Source organism: Chitinophaga ginsengisoli (assembly GCF_003014595.1).
Classification (GTDB): domain Bacteria; phylum Bacteroidota; class Bacteroidia; order Chitinophagales; family Chitinophagaceae; genus Chitinophaga; species Chitinophaga ginsengisoli.
The window spans coordinates 93,878-120,066 of record NZ_PYGK01000002.1 but is presented as its reverse complement, the minus strand read 5'-3'; the positions used below and the strand labels follow the sequence as shown (position 1 = coordinate 120,066).

17 protein-coding genes are annotated in these 26,189 nt (G+C 45.1%); 3 read left to right on the top strand and 14 right to left on the bottom strand.

What is annotated here, in order from left to right:
• Window positions 1–124 precede the first annotated feature (124 nt).
• From CLV42_RS05000 to CLV42_RS04970, 7 genes are all read right to left on the bottom strand, one after another.
• Window positions 125–1,954 carry a hypothetical protein gene (locus tag CLV42_RS05000; RefSeq protein ID WP_106600806.1) on the bottom strand — a complete coding sequence of 610 codons (1,830 nt, stop codon included), beginning with the start codon at window positions 1,952–1,954 and terminating at the stop codon, window positions 125–127.
• A gap of 183 nt (window positions 1,955–2,137) precedes the next feature.
• Window positions 2,138–7,594 (bottom strand): Ig-like domain-containing protein, encoded by a 5,457-nt coding sequence (locus tag CLV42_RS04995; RefSeq protein ID WP_106600805.1) that lies wholly within the window; start codon window positions 7,592–7,594, stop codon window positions 2,138–2,140.
• A 116-nt stretch (window positions 7,595–7,710) separates the two neighbouring features.
• Complete coding sequence (locus tag CLV42_RS04990) at window positions 7,711–9,312, bottom strand: RagB/SusD family nutrient uptake outer membrane protein (RefSeq protein ID WP_106600804.1); 1,602 nt, start codon at window positions 9,310–9,312, stop codon at window positions 7,711–7,713.
• Window positions 9,313–9,329: 17 nt separating this feature from the next.
• Window positions 9,330–12,488 carry a SusC/RagA family TonB-linked outer membrane protein gene (locus CLV42_RS04985; RefSeq protein WP_106600803.1) on the bottom strand — a complete coding sequence of 1,053 codons (3,159 nt, stop codon included), beginning with the start codon at window positions 12,486–12,488 and terminating at the stop codon, window positions 9,330–9,332.
• Between the two features lie 88 nt (window positions 12,489–12,576).
• Window positions 12,577–13,623: a FecR family protein gene (locus CLV42_RS04980; RefSeq protein WP_106600802.1), complete on the bottom strand. Its 1,047-nt coding sequence runs from the start codon at window positions 13,621–13,623 to the stop codon at window positions 12,577–12,579.
• Window positions 13,624–13,693: 70 nt separating this feature from the next.
• Window positions 13,694–14,248 (bottom strand): sigma-70 family RNA polymerase sigma factor, encoded by a 555-nt coding sequence (locus CLV42_RS04975; RefSeq protein ID WP_170117400.1) that lies wholly within the window; start codon window positions 14,246–14,248, stop codon window positions 13,694–13,696.
• A gap of 89 nt (window positions 14,249–14,337) precedes the next feature.
• Window positions 14,338–16,419 (bottom strand): DUF748 domain-containing protein, encoded by a 2,082-nt coding sequence (locus CLV42_RS04970; RefSeq protein ID WP_170117399.1) that lies wholly within the window; start codon window positions 16,417–16,419, stop codon window positions 14,338–14,340.
• A 131-nt stretch (window positions 16,420–16,550) separates the two neighbouring features.
• Between CLV42_RS04970 and CLV42_RS04965 the strand changes: the two genes are divergently transcribed.
• Window positions 16,551–17,699 (top strand): glycoside hydrolase family 43 protein, encoded by a 1,149-nt coding sequence (locus CLV42_RS04965; RefSeq protein WP_106601338.1) that lies wholly within the window; start codon window positions 16,551–16,553, stop codon window positions 17,697–17,699.
• A 24-nt stretch (window positions 17,700–17,723) separates the two neighbouring features.
• Here CLV42_RS04965 and CLV42_RS04960 read toward each other — a convergent pair whose 3' ends face one another.
• The 7 genes from CLV42_RS04960 to CLV42_RS04930 all read right to left on the bottom strand — a co-directional run bounded on the left by CLV42_RS04960 (window position 17,724) and on the right by CLV42_RS04930 (window position 23,481).
• Window positions 17,724–20,021, bottom strand: a complete 2,298-nt coding sequence (locus CLV42_RS04960; RefSeq protein ID WP_106600799.1) for a GH92 family glycosyl hydrolase — start codon at window positions 20,019–20,021, stop codon at window positions 17,724–17,726.
• Between the two features lie 76 nt (window positions 20,022–20,097).
• Window positions 20,098–20,616: a dihydrofolate reductase family protein gene (locus CLV42_RS04955; protein ID WP_106600798.1), complete on the bottom strand. Its 519-nt coding sequence runs from the start codon at window positions 20,614–20,616 to the stop codon at window positions 20,098–20,100.
• Between the two features lie 174 nt (window positions 20,617–20,790).
• Entirely contained in the window at window positions 20,791–21,369 is a 579-nt protein-coding gene (locus CLV42_RS04950) for an NUDIX hydrolase (protein WP_106600797.1), read from the bottom strand.
• A gap of 91 nt (window positions 21,370–21,460) precedes the next feature.
• Window positions 21,461–22,084 (bottom strand): sigma-70 family RNA polymerase sigma factor, encoded by a 624-nt coding sequence (locus tag CLV42_RS04945; protein ID WP_170117398.1) that lies wholly within the window; start codon window positions 22,082–22,084, stop codon window positions 21,461–21,463.
• Between the two features lie 55 nt (window positions 22,085–22,139).
• A complete protein-coding gene (locus CLV42_RS04940) occupies window positions 22,140–22,604 on the bottom strand; it encodes a DUF2231 domain-containing protein (RefSeq protein WP_106600795.1) in 465 nt (154 codons plus the stop codon).
• A 9-nt stretch (window positions 22,605–22,613) separates the two neighbouring features.
• The gene (locus CLV42_RS04935) at window positions 22,614–22,949 is read right to left on the bottom strand and encodes a hypothetical protein (protein ID WP_106600794.1); all 336 of its coding nucleotides are present in this window, start codon (window positions 22,947–22,949) and stop codon (window positions 22,614–22,616) included.
• Window positions 22,950–23,106: 157 nt separating this feature from the next.
• A complete protein-coding gene (locus CLV42_RS04930) occupies window positions 23,107–23,481 on the bottom strand; it encodes a hypothetical protein (RefSeq protein WP_106600793.1) in 375 nt (124 codons plus the stop codon).
• A gap of 297 nt (window positions 23,482–23,778) precedes the next feature.
• Here CLV42_RS04930 and CLV42_RS04925 point away from each other — a divergent pair, with 297 nt between their 5' ends.
• Together CLV42_RS04925 and CLV42_RS04920 are read left to right on the top strand one after the other, a co-directional pair.
• Window positions 23,779–24,102, top strand: a complete 324-nt coding sequence (locus CLV42_RS04925; protein WP_106600792.1) for a cupin domain-containing protein — start codon at window positions 23,779–23,781, stop codon at window positions 24,100–24,102.
• A 261-nt stretch (window positions 24,103–24,363) separates the two neighbouring features.
• A complete protein-coding gene (locus CLV42_RS04920; protein ID WP_106600791.1) occupies window positions 24,364–26,130 on the top strand; it encodes an ABC transporter ATP-binding protein in 1,767 nt (588 codons plus the stop codon).
• Window positions 26,131–26,189 lie beyond the last annotated feature (59 nt).

Here is a 26,189-nt window from a genome sequence, read left to right as displayed (position 1 = left end):
GAGATTAGGCCGATAACATCAACGTTACCTGCCCGATGGTTCAAATGAGGTGGGATAGGGGAATTCATATTGTATGACACCTGCAGATCTGCAGGTATCATACAATATCCTTATAGTGTCTGTTTTATATTGTCATTGTGCTGCCGTCATTTACCGCTACGTTCAAATGCTGGCTGGTTATCGTCAAGACTGCATCATCCAGTTCTTTTTTCATAGTAGCTATGTACTGACTGCTTTCTTTTTTGAAAAGAGAGACTATATTTTTATAATAATCAATCCCTTCCAGCAGATTGGCTTTAAAGGTTTGAAAATATTTTGCCTGTTTGGGAGTCGGGGCAGTGGCTTTGTCAATCTGTTTTTTCCAATAGGTAATATATAAGTGTAATTCGTTAATAAAAATATTCGGCCGGTATAATGTATTAAGCAGGTGTAACCTGCCATAAATATGATCTACCATTTCTGACAAAGTAAACACTCCTGAAAAATAGGCAAGATTAGGACCAGGACATATGGTCACAGCTGCGCCAGGGCGCCATGGAGCGATATTGTCTTTCAGCAGGGTTGCTGTACCCAGGCCTTCACAGAGGCAGTCTTTTACTGTTATTTCTTCTAAGGCTTTATTATGTTCTTCCGGAGATAATTTTTTTTCCTGCAGTTGTTTTATTTTCAAATGCTGGTATTGGCGTGATGCAGTGCAAATAGGGCTGTCAGTGAACTCTGTATTAGAAACAAGGTATTTTTTTATACACGGACTGCCGGGCCTTCCTTTTTCGATTCTTCTCAGGCGCTGTGCTTCTCCGCTGCTTTTTCTAAAGTTATTAAAAGGTATGCCTAAAGGAGAGGCATCACTCATATAATAATCATCTGGTTGAGCGGTAGCCAGTTGCTGCAGGGTATTTTCATCTACATTGGTGGCTTCGGGTACCAGCAAAAATGGACTTCCCCATCCTGTGCCGTTTACGGCATAGTGCTCCAGTAAAAACTCATTCTCATTTGCGGTACCTATACCACCTTGTACGGTAATTTTCAAAGGTGGTTGCGTAGCAAAAACAGTTTGCGCTTTTGCTGCCTGCGCTGCACAGCAAAGGGGAAAAAGCTCTGTAGCCAATGCTTCTTTTTTCTCTTTAAACTCTTCCAGTATAGGGCCTAATAATATACCTTCTGTAGCAAATGCATGTCCGCCGCAATTAAGGCCCGATTCAATTCTAAACTCTGATACCCACAGACCTCTTTTAGCGAGTATTTTGCCTTGTACCAGCGCAGACCGGTAATCGCTTACCTTCAGGATCAGTTTCTTTTTCAACTGTCCGTTGCTGTCGGGTAAAAAATCGGGAAACTGATCAATATAACTATATAGGCGTGGATTATAGCCGGCGGAAATAATAACAGATGATTGCAGGTTGCTATTGGCAAATCCGCGCAAAGCTGCTAATGCATCTGAATATTCTGAAGTTAATGGCTGGCCATCGGCATCTGTATTTAGCTTATCTACCTTGGCCATAATATTTACATCTATAGCCCCGGCTACAATAGCCTGACGTAGTTGTTGCTGTAATTGCTCTTTTTCCACGCCTGACGGCAGGAGCGTCATTTGCAGGTATTGCTGTTTTAACCGGCTATTGTCAGGTAACAGTTCAAAGTATTTTACCAGATCATTACCGGGTTCAAATGGTAAGGAGCGCAATTGGTTCAACTGCTTTTGTACTATTTGGTTTACCAGGTTAAGGTAGTCGGTGATACGGGCTGCTCTGAAATCCGGATCAGTTTCTGTAATGGCCTGGTAGGGTAGGCCTTCCTGGTTACAATAGTACTCCCGCATTTTTTCAATCAGCTGATCTTCTACAATAGATATTACTGACGCAATACCGAAACGGGCTACTTTTATCGGTGTATCTATACTGTAACCTAAACCTAATACCGGAATATGAAAACTGTGAACTTCGGACGTGTACATAAATATTTGTTTAGCAGCTGCGCTGCAGGTTGTTGGACTTGATTTGCTGGCAAATGTCAGATTGTAGCGTGATAATAACTATGATTACGATCATACAGTCGGCTAATCTGTTACCGAATTGTGATATAAAACAGAAAAAGCTGCCTCAGTTTTGAGACAGCTTTTTTCTTTTAGTTTAATTTTCTAGTGTTTCACCACTTTCATTGTCTTGCTTTGAGCGCCTTGTTTGATATTGATATAATAGATACCGGGTTTCAGATTCTGGCCAAGCTGGTAGTTCGCACCGGCATTTATCCTCGTAGAATAAATTGTATTGCCGGTGTTATTAACAATGATAAGTAACGCTGGTGCTTTGGAAGATGAAGTCATTTTAATATTAAACACGCCATCGGAAGGATTAGGATATATTTCTGTTGTAAAATCCAGGTTACCGTGGATGTCGGATTTGTTGCTGACTACTGCGATCATGTTTTGATTTGCAGTCGCACTTTGCAGCGTGTCTCCAGGCGCTGGTGTCCGTACTTCAATAGCTGCAATCGAACCGCTATAAGGATCATACAATCCTTTTTTAGGATAGAAAGCTACCTGTATCAAACCAGTGTTGTCTGCTCTTGCCCTGATGGTTTTTATGACAGCGGTATTCAACTTGTTGCCTGCGGCCTGATATATATTGAAGTCAATAAGGCTGTCCAGACCATTGGTAGCTCTTATGCTAAATATGCGCTTATTTTTCTCCGCATCCTGTGGCTCAACGAAGTGCAGGCGGATAACATAAATGGCATTAGGAGTGAGCCCGCGCAGGTAATAACGCATCTGGGTGATATTGTCTTTGAATACGCGTATATACTCATAGACCTGCGGGGGAGCGGGATCTGTTACATGCGATAGGTCTACAGGGGAATTCACTTTTTGTACCCAGGTATAACCTGCATGCCATAGTTTATCTGTACCGGTGGGGCCTTCCGGAACATATTGCGCAAAGGTAGTATTGGCATATGGACCAGGAGGTGTTTGTGTGGTACCCGCGTTAATACCATAAATAGCCGATTGATTTGTCTTTAAAACTTCTATGCAATAATCATCTACCCATACAGTGCCGAATCCTACCTTAGCCACCCAATAAGTAAGACCAATAGCGCTGTCCGGCACATGTATGGTGTCTCTTATCTGCGCCCAGTTGTCACGGTATGCAACTACATTATCTACCTGTTTTGAATAGGAAGCACTGCCTGTGGAGGCGCCAAGGCTATCTATAAAGCCAACACCATATCCTGCCCACCAGGGATAGCCGCTGGCGTCTTTCTCTACTTTTACCCATTGGGTAAATACGATGACGCTGCCGCCTCTCACTGGTATAGAACCTCGTATGTTTAATGAGGTATTTGCCGTAGTGAAGCCCATAGTAGCGGCTTTATCGCCCGAGTGGCCTTTCCCGCTAACCGTGTACACAGCACCCGGAGTAGCGATACCTTCTCTATAAGCTATCCAGTTGATAAGACCACTTTCAAAACCATAGTTAGGTATTCCTCCACATGAATCGAACGGCACGACCGTTAGCGGCAAGGTAGCTGACACGCCGGAGCCGTCCTGGCTATTGACAATGATACTCAGGGTACCTTGTTTAATAGCAGTAATAAGGCCAGTACTATCAACCGTGGCCAGTGCCATATTAGAGCTATTCCAGCTTACTTTCTTAATAGAAGTATTAGCTGGAAGGAAGTCGACTTTTACACGTAGCGTGTCTATCTCTCCGACGATGGCCGGGGATGGTTGTAGGGTAATGCCTGTAGCCAGTACATTCGCTACATGAGTATTTGCGTTTGCAGTAATTGCCGGATTGTCTGCGGAGGTAGCTGTTATTATTACATCGCCTTGTTTGATACCGCTGATAAGGCCACTGACGCTTACTTTGGCGATTGTTGTATCCGAAGATTTCCATATGATCCCTTTATTGCTGGCCTTTGCCGGGCTGATAGTGGGATTCAGCTGGAAGGTGGATCCTACAAATACATTGGCCGAAGTGCTATCCAACGTTAAGGCTGTAACAGGTACATAGATAACGGTGTAGGTTTTGGTAGCAGAAAAATGGCTTTCTGCAGATGTCGCGGTGATCGTTACCGTGCCCGCAGCTTTTCCTGTTACCACGCCGTTCAGATCTACAGTGGCAATAGCGTCGTTGGAAGACTTGTATACGAGATTCCTGTTAGTGGCATTTGCCGGTGTAGTGGTCAGTTTCAGTGTGTCTTTATAGCTTACATAGAGATTGCTGCTGTCTGAATGGATGCTGATTCCCTGTAGCGGAATGATACTTGCCTCGAGCGCAGCTACAGAAGCGCTGTATGGATCGTTGGTGCCAACCTTGGGGATGAAATACACCGTTATTACACCTGCGTGGTCTGCCTTTGCTTCAAGGGTGCGTGTAACCACGGTGTTCAGCTTATTGCCTGCAGCCTGGTAAATGTTGAAGTTTATGAGGCTGTCGCCGCTGGTCTTCACATTAAACACACGGTTGGCCTTGTCAGCATCGCTGGGCTCAACAAAGTGCAGGCGCAGCGAATAGTTGGCATCGGGAATCAGGTTGCGGAAATAATAACGCAGCTGAGCCACTGTATTTTTGGCGACGCGCATATACTCATATACCTGGCGGGGAGCTGGCGCTGTTACCTGGCTCAGGTCCATCGTTGCTGTATTACGGTTGCTCCAGGTATATCCTGCATGCCATAGTTTATCGGTTCCGGAAGGCCCTTCAGGGATATATTGACCAATAGCAGTATTCTGATACGGCGTAGGGGAACTGCCCGTGGTGGCAGTTGAACCTGCATTGATGGCTGTTACAATGGTGTTGACGATCAACTGCACGGTTTTAGTGAATCCTCCGTCAGCGGCCGCAATGGTGAGAGTAGTAGACCCCAGCTTTAAGCCGGTAATCATGCCATTGGCATCTACACTTGCAATGGTAGTATCCGCCACTGACCAGTTGAGGGCTTTATTAGTAGTATTGGAGGGCAGAACAGTAGCGACAATCTGCTTAGGCGTATTCATAGTACCATACAAGACACTGTCTATCGTAATACCGGTTGATATAGTGGGAGGGACCACGACGATCTGCCTTGTACTTGTTTTCCCTCCATCGACCGATGTAACCGTAATGGTGGCAGTACCTGCATGCATGCCACTTACCTTTCCAAAGGCGTCCACTTTCGCTATTGCTGTATCCGAAGAGCTCCAGGTAACAGACGGATTGGTGGGATAAGTAGGGGTAAGCTTCACGTTCAGCTTCACAGAGAATCCTTTTACGATAGTGTCTGATGCGGGATTGACGATCTCTACCGACTGCACGGGACCTGCTACCGGGGCGCCGAAAAAGATGCCATTTCCGCTTGCGGAAATAAACATTCTTCCTTTGTTATCGGCAGCAATACTTGGCACCACACCTGGCACGCGGTCCAAGATGGTCGTCCAGGTACGACCAGTATCATCAGAGCGGTAGGCACCGTAGGTAATACCATTGATAGGGAGGTTCTGGCTGGTAGCGTACAAAGCCAGGTGGGCATTGGGCGTGGTGTCAGACAAGCCGACAGCTATCCATTTAGGCTTAAAATTTTCACCACCCACCTTAGTGAATGTTTTACCCGTGTCTGAGGTATGGTAAAGCGCACTGTATTCAGGATATACATCATTGTAAAATGCGATCCATACATCCCCTGTTTTGCCTGGCGTAGTTTCAATGTTGGAAGTGGTAGCATAAGCAGAGCCATTGGGATTACTGCCGGCATTTGCTGTAAGACCGGTGGCGGTTGTTTTTTGAAATGATTTCCCTCCGTCGGCACTTACATAAAAAGAACCACGATCCCAGATATAGAAATAATCACCATTTAGTTTATCTGATGCAAGATGATTTTCCCCTGGATAAATGTTCCACTGAGGGCCTGCGGGTAAGATACCCGAAGATACGCCGGTAGATTTTGTCCAGTCGGCACCCAGATTCTCCGACCAGTATACGTTACCTGGACTATTGCCATCCATTTGTGTGAGCCAGAGAATGTTCCGGCGATTAGCTGATACGGCTACACGTCCGCGTATACCGGGCAACTTTGAAAAAAGGGTATAAGTATCGCCGCCATCGGTGGAGTAACCCGCGCGACATGCGCTGGCACTATTATTATCTGCACCATCGCTGCCCGCGCGCACCACAAAATCAGGATCAGTATACTGGAAAGCTACGCCCTGCATTTCAAATGCAGAGAAGACGTTATTGTGCAGAACAGTGGAGGAAACTGCGCCCTGGTACAAAGGCTCTGTAAGAGAACGGTGGTGACCACCGCCAACATCTGCAGTACTGGTGAGCAGGAGATTCTTGCCACTGGGAGGAGCCACCATCGGGCCTGTAACCATGATCTCTTCCAATCCTACTACACGGATCTTCCAATTGGCAACAGAAGCGAAGATATTATCAGTAGACAGTATGTCCAGCATATCATTTATCCAGACCTTGTCAGGATAAATGGGATCCCAGGTAAACGCAAAAGCATTATGCCCGGGGTCATTATAGCCTACGCCGTCATTTTCTGAATGCGGCGCTTCGGAATTATCGCGGGTGATCTTTCCAGGTGTATAAGAGCCCTGGGCGCCGCCACGTCTTGAAATATAATAAGGATCTTTTTGCCAGGAGCCACGAGTGCTTACCACGATATCATCTGAATTGGCCGGGTTCACCGCCACTTTGGAGAAGTACCTGTCGCCTTTATTCGGCTCGGGATCTAAAGTTACAGGAGAGATTTCCTGCCAGCTGCCGTTCTTATACTTGTAGACGCCCTTTTTTAGATCCTCAGCCCCGGCAGATATATACAGGGTTCCATCAGAGTGGATTGTGGCCCGTGTAGGATACTGTGGACTGTTGCTCATCTGGGAGAAAGATGCGCCACCATCGTCTGACATGAATACGCCGGCGGAACGACCAATGTAAATCCGCTTGCTAACGTTCACACCATTGATGGGAATGGTTCCCGCGCTTTTGTCAAAAAGAAGAAAAGAGCAATAGCCCGGCGTAGTGACTGCGCTTACCTGCGACCATGTAGTACCGGCATCTTCCGATTTCCAGGCGCCATTCTGGTCTGTCACCACCCATACCCGATTACTATTGGCGGGATCCACCTGTATGCGATCGCTGTAAGCCTGCGTGCTGTTAGGATGTACTACGATAGGCACATGCAGGTCAGTCCAGGAGTCACCCCTGTCGGTACTTTTCATAATAGTACCTACAGCGGTTGAACCTTTGCCAGGTGCGGAACCAGCGCTGTTCTCCACTGTAGCATACAGAATGTTACCGGTAACATCGTTGGGATCTATTCCCAGGCTACCACAACGTTGATTACATTCCCAGGTCCAGTAGTTGACCGGTATCTTTTGAAATAACATTAAATGCTCCCATTTCTGCAGGTTTTTATTCCATCGGTAAGGAGTGCCTACATCGGTGGTGATGAAATACAGATCGGGTACCAACGGATGTGCTACAAAGGAAGGCAGCGCACCCGATCCGCCTATCCGGACCTGGTTCCAGGTGTACGTTTGCGCGTTTACCTGCCGCGAAGAGGTCAGATAAAAAATTGTTAGCAATAGGGTGTAAAAAACTTTTTTCATGTTCGTAGTGGAATTTTTAAGGTTTTTTAGATGATCCTTGGGGTTATGCTTTCGTCGCTATGGCTGACTAATTATGGTATCAGCCGTCGCCATCCATCTGGTTTTTCCCATGCGCTTTAATTCCAGTCATTTCGGATGTCTTTGGCCACATTTGGGTTGTAATTTTTCTCTACATCGGGAATAGGAAACAGCAGGTGTTTATCCTGGAAGGGTTGTGTGCCTGCGCCTGGTTCCGCTGCTTTTTCCGCGTTGATAGTTTGTTTGATAATTCCCCATCTCAGCAGGTCGAAATACCGGCATTGCTCTCCGCACAATTCCAGCTGGCGTTCACGCATCAATATTTTCATGGCATTGTCTTTATCGCCCAACGTAGTATACAAAACCGCATGAGAGCGGGAGCGTACGCTGTCGATCAGCGCCAAGGGTGCATCACCCGTATTGCCTTGCTGTATGTACGATTCCGCCAGCATTAGCATTACATCAGCCAGACGGATCACCTGCCCATTGATGGGACTTTTGGGATCGCCATATTTTTCCACGAGATTGTAATACTCATATTTCTTCCAGCGATAATCGCCCTGTGGATCGGTAGCATCAAAAGGAAATGGTTTCGCACCTGTAGCACATTGCTGGCAGTACATGGTTTCTCCACCTGAAGCAGCAGTGCCATAGAAGGTGGATTTTGCACGGGGATCAGTATACGACTCACCGGTTGCAGGATTGGGATAGGTGAATGCTTTTACGGCAGCATTGCTGATATATACATTCTTCCAATCGTTCCATCCATATTCCATGGCGCGGCCGGTATGCGTTTGTTTACCTACCTGCTCCGCGCCATTGCCAAACATATAGTAAGGAGAGCCAATACCCCAGTCGGTCCATTGCTGGTCCATGATCTGGAAGATGTTCTCTGGCGTGTTCTGATTGGTGGTGCTGAAAACATTATCAAATGAAGGGTCGAGTTTGTAGGCGTATGGAGCGCCTATCAGTTTTTCGAACGACGTTTGTGCGAGGGCCCATTTTTTCTGGTACAGGTAAACCTTTCCAAGCAGAGCTTCTACAGCGCCTTTGGTTGCTCTGCCTAATTCTGTGGCAGGATATACGGTGGGTAATTCTGTGGTTGCTTCAGCCTCTGTCAGATCTTTTTCTATCTGCTTCCATACATCAGCAGCAGGACTGCGGGATAAATAGTTGTTATGCAATGTGGTTTGATAGTCGATATATAGCGGTACATCTCCCCATAAGGTTACTAAATGGAAATACGCATATGCGCGTAAGAACTTTACCTCTGCAAGGTACTGGTTCAGTTTGGCGCGATCTGTGGTGGCTGTAGGGTTCCAGGCTGCTGCCCGGTCTATCACCAGGTTAGTCCGGAAGATCATCCGGTAGAGGGAACTCCATAAGGCACTCTGGTCAGCGTTGTTGGTGCCAAAACTGTAATCGCCCAGTTCCTGTTCCGCCCCCAGCAAAAAGCTGGCACGCTTGGCTTCATTCCCCATCAGGTCAAAAATATAATAATACTCCCTGGCCCATAGTCCTGGATGTAGCAGTGTAGCGTAACTGGCAATAGTCGCCTGGTTTAGTGCCCCTATATTAGTGAAATAGGTATCGTATGCGTATGCGCTCTGGTCCACCAGGTCGAGGCGCGATTTTTTACATCCGGCGAAAGTCGTCATCAGCGCAGCTATCAGCAGAAATCGATGTATATGCTTCTTCATAAAATCACGTTTAAAAATTAAAATCCTAATTGAATACCTGCCAGGAACGTTCTTGGCTGTGGTACCTGTCCCTGATCAATACCGCGTGCAAACAGATAGTCGCCTGCCACTTCCGGATCGTATCCCGTGTATTTGGTGAGGGTAACTAAGTTTTGTGCTGCGATGTATATGCGGAGCGATTTAACGGTGCTTTTAGTGACATTGTTTAATATCGGCACCGGGACATTGTATCCAATAGTGATATTCCGTAAACGCAGGTAGCTGCCATCTTCCAGCCACCAGTCGGATGGACGGAGGTTACCGTTGCCGGTTACATTCTGGCCTATTCGGGGTAAAGCGGCTACATCGCCGGGTTTACGCCATCTGTTGAGAATGTCGGTGCCGGCATTGTGCCCTGTAGACATGAAGCTGGTATTTAATTTCAGGCCATTCAGGATTTTTAATCCACTGATACCTGACAATACCAGGTTCAGGTCAAAGTTTTTATAGATGATACCCGCATTGATGCCGTAAACATATTTTGGGATGGCATTGCCTAATATTTCCTGATCCTTTGCGGTAACCATGCCATCTCCGTCAATATCTTTACAAATAAAATCGCCTGGCAACAAACCATCCTGGTACTTCGCTTCTGGTTTACCCGATTTTCTGGCCGCTTCCTGGTTGAGGGCATTTATTTCATCTACATCCCTGGCCACATGATCCAGCCGGTAGCCATAGAATGAGCCGATGGCATTACCTGCAGCCGTGTAAGTGGTGGCAGGTACCGGCGTGAACGCGCCGGCCTGGATAGGTGCAGAAAACTGAGTACCTAATGACAACACTTCGTTTTGGTTAACAGATCCGTTAATGCTCACATTGAAGCTGAGGTTGTTGTTGATCTTATCCCTATACCCGATGGTCAACTCAAAACCTTTGTTCCGGGCATCAGCAGCATTGACTGTTTTGCGAGGCTGCGTACCGGTAGGGCTTACACCAATACTGGCTGGTAACAAGGTTGTTACCAGCAAACCGGTACTTTTACGATCATACCAATCGGCTTCGATGGTGAGGCGGTTCTTTAGGAAGGCCAGGTCGATGCCTATATCCGTCTGTTTGGTTTGTTCCCATTTCAAATCCGGGTTACTCAGGGTGGTCAAGGTGGTGCCGGACACAAATGTTTCTGTACTGCCCAATGAGTATACCAGTGCACCGCCAGGTGTGCCCTGATATGTTTTTGCTGTATTCAGGAAGTTAGGGATATTGTTGTTGCCGGTTTGTCCCCAGCTGGCACCCAGCTTACCCTCCGACAGTACCGGGAATGCGTTTTTGATAAATGCTTCTTCTGAAAAGCGCCAGGATAAACCTACGGCAGCGAAATTGCCGTAACGGTTGTTAGTGCCAAAGTTGGAAGCACCATCCCGGCGATAACTAGTAGTCAGTATATACTTGTCATCATAAGTGTAATTCAGACGACTGTAGTAGGAGATGACAGAAGGGCGGGCATAATTAGAATAGCTATTGGTAACAGACTGGGAAGAAGCGACTCCCACATTGGTGATATTATCATTGGGTTGCCCGGTACCCCTGATGGTAGAGCCATTTGTGACGCCAGGATCAATATAGCTTTGTCCTGCGACCAAAGAGAACTGGTGACTGCCAAGTCGTTTTTCGTACGACAGGTAGTTTTCCAGCATGTAGTAAGCGTTTTCCGTAAAACTCAGCGTCGACTGGCGGGCCTGGTTCAGGAAATTGGACGCCTGGTACTGTTGCTGATAGCTGTTACTCCGGTTGGAGTTCACTTCTGCGGCGAACTGTGAACGGAATTTTAAGCCATCGATAATGCGTACCTCTCCCGATAGTTGTGGGAAGAAAGCCAGTGATTTTGTCGTCTGACTTTTCATAGCAATTTCCTGTATAGGATTAACAGCATTACTGAAGTCATCGATATTGGAGAGGATAGAATATCCGCCCTGGATAGATGGGTCCAGGATGGGCTTATAAGGAGCATACTGCATGGCATTGATGATATTGGCATAGTAGCCTTTGCCTACATATTGGCGGACGATGATGTTTTGCGTAAACCGGAACCGGCCCAGTGTTTCTTCAAGACCTATGCGTGCCTGGAATCGCTTGTTTGTAGCATTGGTTAAGATCGCCTGTTGATTAATGTAGGTGGCAGATATACTATAGTTCACTTTTTCGCCCCCGCCGCTGATGTTCAGATCATTTTCAGATACAAGGGCATTACGGAAGATAGCATCCTGCCAGTCGGTACTGTCCTGTAAAACTGCCGTTGTGTTGAATTTTGCGGGCAGCACGGTATTCTTGGTAGCAGCGAGATCTTTCAGCGCGTCCACATATTGTGCTGCATTGAGCAGGTGCAGTTGTTTCCAGGCTGTGGCGATGCCCCATTGAGAAGTGAAGCTGACGCGGGGAGGACCTGTCTTTCCCTTTTTGGTGGTGATGATCACCACGCCATTGGCCGCTGCGGAGCCATAAATAGCTGTTGAAGATGCATCTTTCAGGATGGTGATACTTTCTATATCCTGAGGATTGAGCGTATTGAAAAGATTTTTGGTGCCCTGGATGCCATCTACTACATACAGTGGGTTGATATCGGTGAAGCTACCGGTACCTCTGATAATAATCTGTGCATCTGCGCCGGCGCTGCCATTGCTTTGCAGCACCTGTACGCCGGCGGCTTTACCGATGAGTAGTTGTGAGGGGTTGGTAGCATTTACCGCGCCCGCTTCTTTCACCGTTACTACGTTGAAGGCGCCCACGACATCTTTCTTTCTGGCAGTACCGTAACCAATAACAACGATGTCGTTCAGGGCCGCCACGGTTCTGATGAGGCGTACAGAAAAAGTAAGCGTGGCGCCCGATTTCAGGGAAACGTCGTTCAGCCGCTGGGTTTCAAAACCCATGTATGAAATGCTGAAGGAGTATTTCCCTTCAGGTGGTAATCCGGAGAAACGGAATACGCCATTGCTGTCAGTCACTACGCCGGCGGTATACTTTGTTTTTTCATTGAGTGCCACCACAGAAGCATTGGGGAGAAGGTCACCCTGATCTGTACGCACGGTGCCGGTCACCTGCATGCGACCCTGTGCCTGGGTGGTCATTGAAACGCCTGGTATCAACATGACTAGTAGCAGAAACAGACGCCATTTTGGTTGATAGAACATCTTCATAACTGGAACGTGTTTTTAAAGTGCAGGGCATAGCAAGCCCTGGAGCGCTAAAGTCGCTCACTTGAGGAATAGAACTATTATCGGTGAATTATTTTCTCTTAATTATAAATCCGCTATCATTCCGGATCAGCTTCAGATTATTGGGAAGTGTTAAATCAGTCAGGATCTTCTCCAGCGAGTCTGTTTTTTCAAATTTACCATCGAAATAAATCTCTATTACGTCTGAAGGATAATAATAGATGGCTACTCCATAGTAATTACTTAGCTGATCCAATACCTGTGGCATTGGTTGATTATTGAATTTATACCAGTCTGGTTTCGTATAAACTGTGTCGTTGTTGCCGGCTTTTACTAATATGTCCGTCCCCCTGGTATTGAAGTCTGATACAATGGCCTTTCCTGTTTTACGGTAGTATTTGAGCTCTTTGCCGGGCGTAAGTACTACATCGCTAATGACTTTCTTTTTATTTGTGGCTCCTTGTACCATTACTTTCCCATTGTTCAGTCTTATGCTGATCATATCTTCCCGGGGAATGGCTTTCACATGAAAAAAGGTGCCCAGTGCGGTCGTATATAGTTCGCCGCTGTACACTACAAAGGGATGTAAATGATCGGTGGCTACAGTAAAATCGGCTTCTCCTGTCAGATAAATATGCCTGTCTTCCCTGAATTGTTTATTATACACCACGGTGGCTGCCGGCAGCAGTCGTACTACAGAACCTTCTGGCAATACGATGACCATGGCTTTGTTGCTGGTGTTGGTAGTTTTTTGCTGTTGTCCGGGAGGAATCGTTACCCTCATTTCCTGATTAACAACAGTAATATTTTGATGATCACGGTGTCGTAGTAGCATAGTTCCGCCAACTAATACACCGGTCGCTACTGCCGCGATGGCCAGTCGTTGAGCCCACTTCTTCCGGTTATCAGATACTGTTTGCTGATGAATATTTTTCAGCCACAGTTGGGAAACGGTTTCCGGGAAGTAGCCTTCTTCCTGTAATTGCAGGAATTCCTCTTCCGGCATATATTTCTCCAGCATATCAGGATGCTCCTGCAGGTAATTGGCTACCATGCGCGCTTCTTCCGGTGTGCATTGATCGCTGAAGAACCGTTTCAGTAATTCATCATTTATCATATTAGATACGGCTGATAGATAAGTAATACGTTTGTGACGTGCGAACTACGTAGTCTGATCCGAAAATATTTTAGAACCCGCTAAGCCAGGCCAGGAGGGAGGCCAGGAGTCCGAGATAATGTTTTATCTGTTTGATAGCCTGAAAAATATGTGTTTCGACTGTTCTGGACGACAAGGAAAGTTCGTGTGCGATCTGCTGATAAGTCATGCCTTTAAAACGACTCATTTCGAATACCTTACGACGCATGGGAGGCATTTCTTTCAATGCGTTCGCCAGCTTCACCTGTAGTTCTTTTTCCGCCAGTTTCCCCCAGAGGTCATCTACCGGCAGGGTATACTTGTCAATGACATGAATGATCTTTTCCTTATAAACAGTTTCCTTGCGGAGAAAATCGATCAGGGTGGTGCGGGCAATGCGGAATAGCTGTAACTGTATATTGAGGTCGTCAGCGAGATTTTCCCGGTAGTTCCAGCATTTGATGAATGTGAGCTGCGTCACCTCTTCTGCAATGAAGGATGACCTGGTTTTTTGGAGAATAAAATAGTAGACCCTTTTGTGCCAGGAATAATAAACTTCATTAAAAACCAATAGGTTACCTTGTTTCAAAGCAGCTATAGTATTCAAAACGTGGCGGTTTACCGCAGCAATTTAAATAAATAAATGTGGAAATTCCTAGAGGGCGGTCGGCTGTGCTGTTGGTAGCAAGGGGATGGTTACTTTGGAAGAAGAAATCCAAAGGTAAAGCTTGACTCTATGCCGGACAGCAATGATTTCAAGAGATAGAAGGAAAAAAAACGTGTATGGTCAAACTTATAATCTATAGTACCTGTACGACGGGCCACGGGCAGTGATTTATCCTTATTTTTGGGAATGATGACATGTTTCAGCATGAAGGACGGGAACTTGGCTATCTTTTTATTTCCTTTTAATTTGTCCAGGACCAGATTATGATATTCTCCCACCACTTTTCCACTCGCTTTTTCATCATTCAGACTGAATTGAAATGATAAATTATTAAGCAGGCCGGATTCGACATGAAAATTGCCAAGATTTTCTGCTGATGGATTTAAGCTGGTAACATCTAAATTGTCAATCGCCCCGCTGATATAATAATCCTTACCCGGGTTGAACGGTAAAGAAACAGACGCGTTGATCGTGCCTGAACCCATTATAGATCCTTCCATATGCAGGTCCATATGATCAGGATCGGATGGAGTAGGGTGGCTGATAAACGGGGATAACGAAAGTTGAAGCTTTTCAATCTTCAGCAAACCAGTTTGTAACCCGTCTTTCGGAAATTCTTCATACGACAGGGTCGATGGAGACACTTTGAAATGATGTACGCGGATATGAATCGGAATGCTCTTCAGGAATGCAACCGGTAATGGTTGATACTGTGATATACGAGGTAACCTCCTGTCCCGGAAAATAGAGATATTACTTTCCTTTATCCATATTTGTTCAGCTATTAACTTTTGCTGAAGGCACTTGAGGAGATCCAGTTTGGTTATTGTTATACCGGAAATGGCAGCGTCAACAACATCTATCTGGTGTCCTGCTTTTTGTCCCATCTCAAACTTATTGTATTGCGGAATGATCCTCAGGGAAGAAGCCTGCAATGTTCCTTTGCGATCAATGTTCAATCGCTTTATCTGAATGTGCTGATAAGTGCCTGGAATGACGGTCTGAATATCGGTCAGGGCGCAGGTAAGCGTTTTGAATTGAATATCATGATTGCTGAAGAGGCTATCTGTTATCCGGGTTTTTAGTGTGTCCGTCTCAATATTACCATTTAGTTGTAAATGATCTCCTGTTGTTTCTTCGTAAGTGATAGAAGCGTGGACCACTCTGAATAAATCTGCTTGTATCGCTGCAAGATTTTCTTTCAGATCAATAAAGAGAAATGACCGGGATAGGACTTGTTTTGTTCCGACCGCTTCACTATAAATATTAAGATCGGGGTTGTTAATGGTTATTTTTTCAGCCACCAATTTTTTATCAAACAAGTTCCGGATATCCAATTTGAAAATGGAGATATCTGCAATACTTGCCTCCACGTATAAGGGTTGGTTGCCGGAGCTCCTGAAAAAGTCGGATTTGTTGTGTTGTGGTAGTAGTTTTATGGATTTTATCTGAAATATTCCCTGTTGGCTGTCTATTATTACCTGTTTAATCATCAGCGTATGATAGGCATTCGGTATGGCATAGTTGATGTCGGATAAACTACTTTTGACAGCACCGAAATGAAAATTATCAGGGGTGAATGCTTTCGTGGCATCACTGATATTTATTTCGTCTATACCAACGTTCCCTTTTAGCAGCAGCTTATTGACCTTATCTGTATGTTCAAATACATGGATTGCGGTTAATTGAAAATGGTTGATTGATATATCTTCGAAGGGTGGCTGAGCAAACAGATGCATTGGTGCGGTATCTTTTTTATTCAATAAGAACCGGTCGAGATACATTGCTCCATTACTGAGATTTAAGTTATTGATGGAAAGCGTTCGGCGAAACAATATCTTCAGAAAACTAATACCATGAAGTTCAACGACCGAAAAGCGAATAGCGTGCTGATGTTGATGTTCAGTGCTATCGGGTATATAATCTATTATGAGATTGTTTAGTGAAAGTGATGAGGTGATTAAACTACTATTGATGGACGAAAAACTGATTTTTAGCGCAGGAGAAAGGTGCTGCAGTTTTTCACTGACTTTATGCTGAATGATCCGGTTTAAAATAATGTTTGCGGTAATTAGTATAAGGAATACTCCAATGCCACCATATATGAACATCAACCATTTCCTTGATATTTTAGATGATCTCAGCATTAGCCTGCCAACGTGATTGTTTCTTACCTTTTACAACCAATTATGATTAATTGTTTAATATCGGTATTTTTATCTTCTTAGATAAATAGTAAATGATGAAGCAAATAGTAACGATTTCAGTAGGATTTTTGTTGTCTATAGTGGTCAATACTAATGGATTGTTTGCCCAGGCGCATCGCACTGCTGCCGTACACACATACCAGAATCCACTGGCGGTTGAACTGGCAGATCCGTATGTCCTGCAAGTAAAGGGTGGCAAGTATTATATGTATGGAACCGGTGGTGTTGCCAAAAATGGATTTGCCGCTTATTCCTCTACAGACCTGGTGAATTGGAAAGATGAAGGCCAGGTATATTACGCTGCCAACAAGAATGGCTGGAGTGACTCTACCGCCGCATGGAACGGTGCATATTGGGCGCCTGAAGTATACGAACATAACGGCAGGTTTTATATGTTTTATAGCGCGCAATGGGGGAGGAACCCCACTAATGAAGTTGAAAACTTCCGTATAGGTGTGGCCGTATCAGATAAGCCCACAGGTCCGTTCATCGATCTGAGCAGCAAACCTGTCTTTGATCCCGGTTACCCTGTTATCGACGCCAATGTACTCTTTGACAATGGCCGTGTGTATCTCTATTATTCCCGTTGTTGCTATAAGCATCCCGTTGAGAGCGAAGTGGCCAGTTGGGCAAAGCAAAAGGGATGGTTTGACACGATAGAAGAAAGTTGGGTATACGGCGTTGAGCTCAAACCTGATTTTAGTGGCGCCGTAGGCGAACCAGTACTGTTGTTGCGTCCCCCGGTAAAAATGGATGATAAACAGGCAGAATGGGAAAGCCGCTCCGTTACCTCGAAGGAAGTCAACCGCCGCTGGACGGAAGGCTCAGTTGCCTTCAAAAAAGGATCCACTTATTACATGATGTATTCCGCCAACTACTTCGGTGGCAAGAATTACGCCGTGGGATATGCCACCTCAAAAAGTCCCCTTGGACCCTTTACGAAAGCAGCCAATAACCCGGTATTACAGAAAAACACTGAGAAAGGTGGTGTCGTAACAGGCACAGGACATAACAGCATTACTTATTCCCCGGATGGAAAGGAGATGTTATGTGTGTATCATGCGCGCACTTCAGCAACAGGCGATAAGCGTGTTGTCTTCATCGACCGTATGAAGATCCTGAAAAACGGAACGCTCATTGTAGAAGGACCTACCAGCATTCCGCAGCCTATCCCAGGGAAATAGGCGACGAATTGATAATGCTTTGAATTATTGTACCGATGGGGGAGGGATCTGACTTCCCCATTTTTCATTTGGTACATTCCCCATTTTCATTAACAATGTGCCGCCTTTCATTAGTTCATCGCGGTACAGCCATGCATTATTAAGTGGCTTGCCATTAAAACTGGCTTCCTGTACATAGATATTTTCCTTACTGTTGTTTTGTGTAATGATGTGGAGTTTTTTGCCGTTGCCCAGTTTGATATCAGCCCTGTCAAACAGAGGACTGCCCAGCTGGATAACCGGTCGCAGGTCGGTAAGTCCTTTGACGTCAAACAACCCTAATGACGCCATCACATACCATGAGCCGAGCTGGCCCTGATCTTCGTCTTGCCCATAACCATAACCATGGATGCTTTCCGTTCCGTAGAACTCGTCGCAGATGGCGCGAGTCCATTTTTGGGTGAGCCAGGGTTTTCCGGAAAAGTTAAACAACCAGCTGACATGCAGGTTAGGCTGATTACCATGGTTGTAACTTGCTTTTATACCTGCAAATGCATCAATCGTCTTTCCTCCCCCGAAACTGTTTTGTTGGGCGGTGGTGAAGATGTTATCCAGCCTTGTATTAAATTCTTCTCTACCCATTGCGGCAATAAGACCAGCAGGGTTTTGTGGTACATAAAAGGTGTATTGTACTGCGTTTCCTTCCTGGAAACCCCGCCAGGGTTCAAGCGGATCAAATTTGTCGATGAACCTGCCGTCGGCTGTTTTAGGTTGTACCAGCCTCGATCCTGGATTGAAGAGCATTCGCCAGCCATTAGATCTGTTAATGAAATAATCATAGTCAGCCTGTCTGCCCAATGCCTTTGCCATCTGGGCAGCCGCAAATGCGCTGTAACTATATTCCAGCGTATGTGATGCGGAAAAACGTGATCCGGTCGAATCTGTTTTATCTTCTTCAAGAAAAGGCGAGTAACCATATTTGTTGAAGGCTTCGACATCGAGTTTTCCGGCTCCCAGCGGTCTGTTTGTTCCTTCCTTTTCGTTCGCCCTGATGGCTTTGTAAGCTAACGCGGTATCATAATCGCGGATACCGCATTGATAGGCGGCTGCTAATGCCAGTCCTACAAAATTGGTACCGACGCCAGAGGTGAAGTGTCCATTGGTGACGCCGTCGGCGAACCAGCCCCTTTTTTGATAGATATCTATCTGTGAGCGGACATAGTCGCTGTAATGTTCAGGATAGGCGAGCGCCCAGAGCTGGGTCAGATTCCAGAATGCACCCCAGATGGCATCAGTGTTATATAGATTGGGTTGGCCGAAATCGTTAATAATGCCGCGGCCCAGCAATGCATGGTACAGTCCTGTGTAGAACTTGATTTTGTCTTTTGCATTGGGACTGCTTATAGCAAGCTTGCCCAGTTCCTGCTGCCAGACTTGTTGTGCAATCTTTTTCGCCTTGTTGAAATCAAGCCCTGCTGCTTCGGCTTCGAGGTTTTTCTTCGCATTGAGCGTAGAGGTATAGGAGAGACCCATTTTTAGTTCGACGGCTTCCTGATCTGTTGTAGAGAATTCGAGGAAAAGGCCGGCACCCTTACCTTTACTTTCGGTTGTGTTTTCTTTTACCTCGTTGGCATTAAAAGCGCCTACAGATGCAGGTTTCTTGCTGATCTCACCGTAAAAGTACATCGATACCCTACCCTGCGGATCATATTTTTTGATGTATGCGGGGTAGGTGGTTACAAACCCTTCAAAATGCGTTTGATCAGTCATGCGCACAGCAGCATCCAGTACTTCGCCGCTTTCCCCTTGTTTGTTGCCAATATCGAGTATGATCCTGGCTTCTGCACTGGCAGGAAAGGTGTATCTGTGGAAGCCTACCCGCTCGGTTGCTGTAAGTTCGGCAATGACATTATAATCATCCAATTTTACTTTGTAATATCCTGGCTGGGCAACTTCATTTTTGTGATCGAACAGCGAGCGATAGCCGTTTTTAAGCCCTTTTTCTGCGTCTTCCAGGTTCCCGGGTGTCAAAATCCTCCGACCTGTTGCAGGCATAACGACAATTCCGCCGACCTGCCATTCATGGAAATGCGCAAATCCTTCTATTGAGCTGTGTCTTGTATCATAACCAACAGCCTCCCAGCCACTCGGATTGCCATAATGCCCGTTCGTGGAAGGGGCTAGTTTGGCCATGCCGTGAGGTACTGCAGCAGGTGTGTAAAAGAACCACCGGCTATGGGCAGTCCCTATACCGGGATCTGGATATTGCAGCAGATTTTCCCGCTGGCTCGCACAGGAATAAAGAAAGGCTATGGCTACCAGTGTATATATATGTCTGTACATTTGTTCTTATTGTATGTACAAACATATGGCTTTTAATATTGAATGTCAAGGTTAAAATACCTGTAATGGCAAAAAGTTATTGTACCTGTACCTGGTAATGCAGCTGAACGGTATGATCATTGAGTTTCTTTATCTCTGATAAATCCAGTTTAAGGTCTATATCTACATCTTCTAACATAGGCAGTCCCATCCCAAACAGTACCGGTTCAACTACGAGGATGATCTCATTCACTAATCCTGCCCGTATGAATTCACTTACGGTAGCTGTACCTCCAATGATCACCGCTTCCTGGTGTCCTTTTGATTCAAGCAGCGCGACAATTTCCCTGGCGCTTTTATCGGTGAATACCACATTAGGCTTTGCAGGTGTGGCGGTAGTGTCATGAGTAAGCACTACCATAGTGCCTTCATTTTGAAGCGGTAAATAGTCAGGCGCCAATATGTTATAGGTTGTTTTTCCCATAATGACAGCACCCGTTTTTTGAGAGATCTCCATAAATCCTCGCCCATATTCCTGCGACAGCCAATCCGGAACGTTCCTGTTATTAGAGATCTTGCCATTGGCTGATGATGCCAGATAAATAATGATTTTCATGATATTGCATTTCCTGTTTGTGAATGCCGCTTTAATCAGCGTTTTTACATTCGTAAAATTAAGGAGATGCTAAACAGGGGGTGGTGTATGAAGTGGACAATGTACAGGGGTAAATACGACATCGTATTAGTCGTAGAAAAAAAATGCTTTACAGCGGATTTCCTGAATCGAAAGTCAATTCATCCTATAGAAATCTGATATGACTTCATATCTCCAGCCTTGTGAAGGATATACCCTGAACGCACCGCCCCAAACTGTTTGCGGCATAGAGAAGACTTGCTTAATTATTGCGCTGGAATTGGGATATGGAACTGCTTTTAAACCTTCTGATATAGGAAACCATTTTACTTCTTCAATACCTGGCTCCGGTTTAAGCTGTTCTTTGTCTAATTTCGCGGTATAATAGCTGAAGATCATCGGATACTGCCGGTCATTCATATAGTAGGTGAATAGCCCGGCAAGTTTTGGTTGTTTGATTTTAATCCCAAGTCTGGCAGCGAGATCCACCAGGAATTCGTTTATGGGTTTAACTACGATACTATCACCATATTCAGCACCTGGAACTTCCCAGTTGCCTTTCCATTTGACAAGGAGGAATTCATTGCTTTCATTGGTAATCAGTAGCTTAAATCTATTGATCACTGTGGGGGCTTGTTGTGCTTTTACAACGGTACAGATTAATATAAGAAATGTTACGAGGGTGATTTCTTTTATCTTGTGTATAGCTTTGGTGCTTTTGTTTTCGACTGTCATAGGAAAGGAATCGGGTTAAAGTAGTTATTGCAATATACAGTAACTTTTTAGTATATGGACTGGTGTTTTTAGCTGTCGCACCCAATTGTTGTCATATCGTATCATGATTGGCTCCCTCCGCCTGTTCGCGTGCAATTCTCTCAAACACATTCCTGACAATTTTATCGCAATACATAAGATGGAACTCATACAGATCCGCTACTGAATAAAACTTCTCCAGTTGTTTTTGCAGCATCGTCTTTGCCCGGTTTAACCTCACTTTTACGTTCACAGGTGTAATACTCAGCAGATCTGCAGCTTCTGCCACACTGAATCCTTCGATCTCTCTGAGTACAAACACGCTGCGGTAAACAAGCGGAAGTTGTTGCAGGCTTTCTTCCAATACCCGGCCCAGTTCTTTGTTCATAACCATTTGCTCTGTTTGTTGGTTTTCGCCAATAGTGGGTGTAACAGTAGTATGGTGATTAATGACATCATCGGTTGCTTCTTCATAGTGAATGGCATGCTGATTCAATTTATGATAGCACCCATTTATGTGAATTTTAGTAAGCCAGGTTTTGTAAGATGCATCTGCACGGAACGTACGAAGGGATTTGTATGCAGAGAAATGAGACTCCTGCATCAGGTCTTCCGCATCCTCATGATTGAAACCATAAGAACGGGCAATCTTATAAAGCAGTGCATTGTACCGGCGTATCAATACCTCAAAAAGCACTATTTCACCAGCAAGTATTTTTTAAATGATGGCCTCATCAGGAGCATAGCTGAATTTATGCTGTAATGTCTCCATTTGCTTCTTTATTAAGTGTTATACCGACGTGGTGGCTGTAAATTAATTTTCCTCCCATAAAATTTCCGACAAAAAGAGCAAGGACTAAAATGCCTTTTAAGATAATCCCCATTTTCCCTGCCAGGAAATGAGAAGGGGAGGCCTGCCAGGATTTCCAGGCAATAATAGCAAAGATAAGCACAAGCAGACCATTTAAAAATCCGTGGTATACTGCAAGTGCTACTGCTTTTTTATTGGTGCGTGGAATAGCAGTCATATCTATTATACCGGCGATCACTGCGAGCAAACCCAACAGGACACCTGTCCACAGGCAATATGCACCTGCCTGGTAGTAGGTGAAATTGCCTGTGGTGTAGTACAGTATGCTGAGCCCCAGATCCATCGGTAGTAAAGCCGTTGGAAAATGGATCAGCAGGGGATGTACCGGATGGCCAAATAACTTCATATATAGTATTTAAATAACAGTTAACAACAGAACGATAAACCCTGATACCGCAATCAATGCATGAATGATGGCTACCCAGGTAAGGCTAAACTTGCCTTTAAGATCCCGGAAGAACATGTAAAAGCCGCCTATGGCCGCTATGATAAACAGTGCGAGGCTGGTACGCAGATGACCGGCGGGATTTTGCAACACATGTATCAGTAACAGCACCAGGGCAAGGGCAGCAAATGTGCCATGCGCATAAACAACACCCCGGGAGGTTTTGGCCGACGTTAACCAGTTTTTAAGGATAGTAAGGCCGATAATGGCAGCAATAGCGAAAAGTGCGATGATTAAGTAAAGCATACAACTTGTTTACCTAATAGAGTAGATTATTGCGAAAAGGTTACAAACAGATACAAATCTTATTTTGCCTTTTATGGGTCGACAAGGGGTTGGGGTTTTAAGTGGAATTAATGAAACAAGCCTGTCAATTGCCGGCTTGTTCCATTACATAATTGACTTAGTCGCGTACGATAGATGATTCCTTAACAACCTGCCATCTTCCGGATAGATTTTCCCAAATGACAGTCAGGAACTTTCTACTCGGTATCCCATTCAATTCCAATTCGCGGGTAATTACGACCATACCCATGTTTTCATCGCATATAGCATAATGATATTCCGTCTTTGTGGAAAGTGGTTCAATATTCGCATTCTTGTTTCCCTGAACAAAAGCGACGAGCTGTTCCTTGTTCATGGTTTGTACCACACCTTCTTTATCAACATTAGCTATCAGGAATTTATCTGCATAAACTTCCTTCACATACGGCACGTCAAAATGCGTAGCATGATAAATGAGATCTTTAGTTAATTCAATTAATGCTTGACTGGTCATCGTTTTATTTTTAAAGATTAATATTTTTTTTTCTGATTCCCCCGAGATACACTAACAATGCCTGTATACTGGTTGAAGATGTTTAACGTTAGTGAATGAACGGAGAATGGCAATACTTATGCCTGCATTTAACATGCTGTTAATCAGTTTTTTATTATTTTGTCAGGGTTTGATTTCCGCTGCATTTCGCCAAGGCTTACGTTAGATTACGAAATAAAGTGAGTCTGACACAGGTACGTGCGTTTTATAATCCGGCACATTTTATATAACTTATAGCATTAAAAGCGAACATAGAGCATGATAAATTTAGATGACATCTCCGCCCATGAGATCATACCCGGTTTTTCCGCGAAATTTATTCACAGCCCTTCTATGACACTGAGCTACTGGGACGTAAAAAAAGGAGCAGCACTTCCGAATCACAAACATGTCCATGAGCAGGTGACACAGGTAGAAGAAGGAGAATTTGAATTGACAGTTGGTGGTCAAACGAAAGTGTACACCAAAGGAATGGTGGCAATTATACCTTCCTGGGTAGAGCATAGTGGTGTGGCGCTTACGGATTGCAAAATATTTGATATTTTCAGCCCGGTGAGGGAGGATTATAAGGCACTTGATTAATTTCATATTGTCATTCTCGCTGATGGAGGACTTTTGGGGTAGGAGAAATTTCCCTACCTGCCATCCATTTCAAAAAATTTTCCGACCTTTGCAATTCCATCTTAAAATACCAACGATGAAAGGCAGGTTCCTAATGACCTTTACATACTAAGTAGTAGCGTTTTGCCACAGCATTGACTGTGTTGCACGCTCTGATCTTATATTGCTACTGGAAAGTCCCCTGGTAAGCATCTTTTTTATTTACTTTTTATTAGTCAGAAAATGTCCAATCCATATATCGCTTTGTTGCGGACAGCATACCATTATGCCCGCCACGAACGAAAGAAATACATATTTGTATATACACTATTCATTTTTGCGAATATCATCTTCTCCCTGAACCCGATTCTTTTTGGGTGGTTTATCGGGAAGGTACAACAGGATACCCAGCGGGTTTTCTATTACGCGTTTCTCTACGCGGTTACTTACTTCGGACTGAAATTCGTGGAATGGTGTTTCCACGGGCCGGCACGTGTCATGGAGCGCCAGCTGGCCTTTAACCTCAGCCGTAACTTCCTCATGGAACGTTATCATCAGGCCCTGCATCTGTCGATAAAATGGCATCAGGACCATCACAGTGGATCTACTATCAACCGTATCCGCAAGGCCTATGAAGCCCTGAGGGAATTTTTTGATAAGGGATTCATGTATATCCATGCGCTCGCCAAAATGGTATTTTCGGTCATCGCCATGCTGTATTTTTCTCCGGTGTTTGGCGGTATAGGTATCCTGCTTGGCATCCTTACCATCTGGGTGATTATGAAATTCGACAAACCCTTCATTAAAACACTCGATGAAGTGAATGAGAAGGAACACGTAGTCTCTTCGACACTGTTTGACAGTCTCTCGAACATCATGACGGTGATCACGCTCCGCCTGGAAAAGAGCATGGAAAGTGGATTGCTGAGTAAGGTGCAGCTGATTGCACGTCCGTTCAGAAAGAATGCTGTGATCAATGAATGGAAGTGGTTTGCGGCCGATATGTTAGTGAGCCTCATTTATGTGACCATCGCCGCGGGATATGTATACCAGAATTGGGAATCCGGACAGGTATTTCCCGTGGCAGGATTGATTACCCTGCTGGGTTTTGTTACACAATTCACTACTGTATTCCATGACGTAGCCTGGCAGTACACTGAGATTGTGCAGTTCAACACCCACGTGGAAACCGCCCGTAATATTGAGAAGGCTTATAAGGAACAGCACCGTCCTGATCAACTTACTGATTTGCCGGATAACTGGCAGACTATTGAGATCAGCAACCTCAATTTCTCACACCGTAACGAATATGATAGTGAACATGCACCGCAAAGCCTGCATAATCTGCATCTCACCATCGGCCGGGGAAAAAAGATAGCCCTGATCGGGGAAAGCGGTAGTGGGAAAAGTACCTTGCTTTCTTTGCTAAGAGGCCTGTATACTCCCGAGCCAGGCATGCAGTTGCAGGTAGACGGTAAGTCCTTCGGGCTGCCTACCATCAATGAAACCGTGACCTTGTTCCCCCAGGAACCGGAAATCTTCGAGAACACGATTGCTTACAATGTCACTCTTGGTCTCCCCTTTACAAATGAAGAAATAATGGAGGTCAGCGAAAGCGCCCATTTTACCGATGTGATCCATCATCTCCCTAAAGGGTTGGAGTCGGACATACGGGAAAAAGGTGTAAACCTATCCGGAGGTCAGAAGCAGCGACTGGCACTGGCTCGTGGTATTCTGGCCGCTCGGGAAAGTGAAGTAGTGTTGCTGGATGAACCTACCAGTAGTGTCGATCCGAAGACGGAAGCAATGATCTATCAGAAGATGTTTGCTGCATTCAAAGACAAGGCGCTCATTTCTTCTATGCACCGCCTGCACCTCTTATATCAGTTCGACTATATTTATGTGCTCCGGCAGGGAAGTGTTGTGGCAGAGGGAACGTTTGAATACCTGCGTGAACACAGTGCCATCTTCCAGGAATTGTGGAAACACCAGAAGGATACAACTAAATAAGGTTGAGGACATAACCTCCTATGTATGGCATTGATCAGGCAACAGCGGTAGCCTGCACA

Bases quoted from the DNA above. Each gene is read 5' to 3' on its own strand.
- CLV42_RS04930 (WP_106600793.1), bottom strand. From the start codon at position 23,481: ATGACCAGTCAAGCATTAATTGAATTAACTAAAGATCTCATTTATCAT.
- CLV42_RS04935 (WP_106600794.1), bottom strand. From the start codon at position 22,949: ATGCTTTACTTAATCATCGCACTTTTCGCTATTGCTGCCATTATCGGC.
- CLV42_RS04980 (WP_106600802.1), bottom strand. From the start codon at position 13,623: ATGATAAATGATGAATTACTGAAACGGTTCTTCAGCGATCAATGCACA.
- CLV42_RS04960 (WP_106600799.1), bottom strand. From the start codon at position 20,021: ATGTACAGACATATATATACACTGGTAGCCATAGCCTTTCTTTATTCC.
- CLV42_RS05000 (WP_106600806.1), bottom strand. From the start codon at position 1,954: ATGTACACGTCCGAAGTTCACAGTTTTCATATTCCGGTATTAGGTTTA.
- CLV42_RS04955 (WP_106600798.1), bottom strand. From the start codon at position 20,616: ATGAAAATCATTATTTATCTGGCATCATCAGCCAATGGCAAGATCTCT.
- CLV42_RS04995 (WP_106600805.1), bottom strand. From the start codon at position 7,594: ATGAAAAAAGTTTTTTACACCCTATTGCTAACAATTTTTTATCTGACC.
- CLV42_RS04950 (WP_106600797.1), bottom strand. From the start codon at position 21,369: ATGACAGTCGAAAACAAAAGCACCAAAGCTATACACAAGATAAAAGAA.
- CLV42_RS04925 (WP_106600792.1), top strand. From the start codon at position 23,779: ATGATAAATTTAGATGACATCTCCGCCCATGAGATCATACCCGGTTTT.
- CLV42_RS04990 (WP_106600804.1), bottom strand. From the start codon at position 9,312: ATGAAGAAGCATATACATCGATTTCTGCTGATAGCTGCGCTGATGACG.
- CLV42_RS04920 (WP_106600791.1), top strand. From the start codon at position 24,364: ATGTCCAATCCATATATCGCTTTGTTGCGGACAGCATACCATTATGCC.
- CLV42_RS04940 (WP_106600795.1), bottom strand. From the start codon at position 22,604: ATGAAGTTATTTGGCCATCCGGTACATCCCCTGCTGATCCATTTTCCA.
- CLV42_RS04965 (WP_106601338.1), top strand. From the start codon at position 16,551: ATGAAGCAAATAGTAACGATTTCAGTAGGATTTTTGTTGTCTATAGTG.
- CLV42_RS04970 (WP_170117399.1), bottom strand. From the start codon at position 16,419: ATGTTCATATATGGTGGCATTGGAGTATTCCTTATACTAATTACCGCA.
- CLV42_RS04985 (WP_106600803.1), bottom strand. From the start codon at position 12,488: ATGAAGATGTTCTATCAACCAAAATGGCGTCTGTTTCTGCTACTAGTC.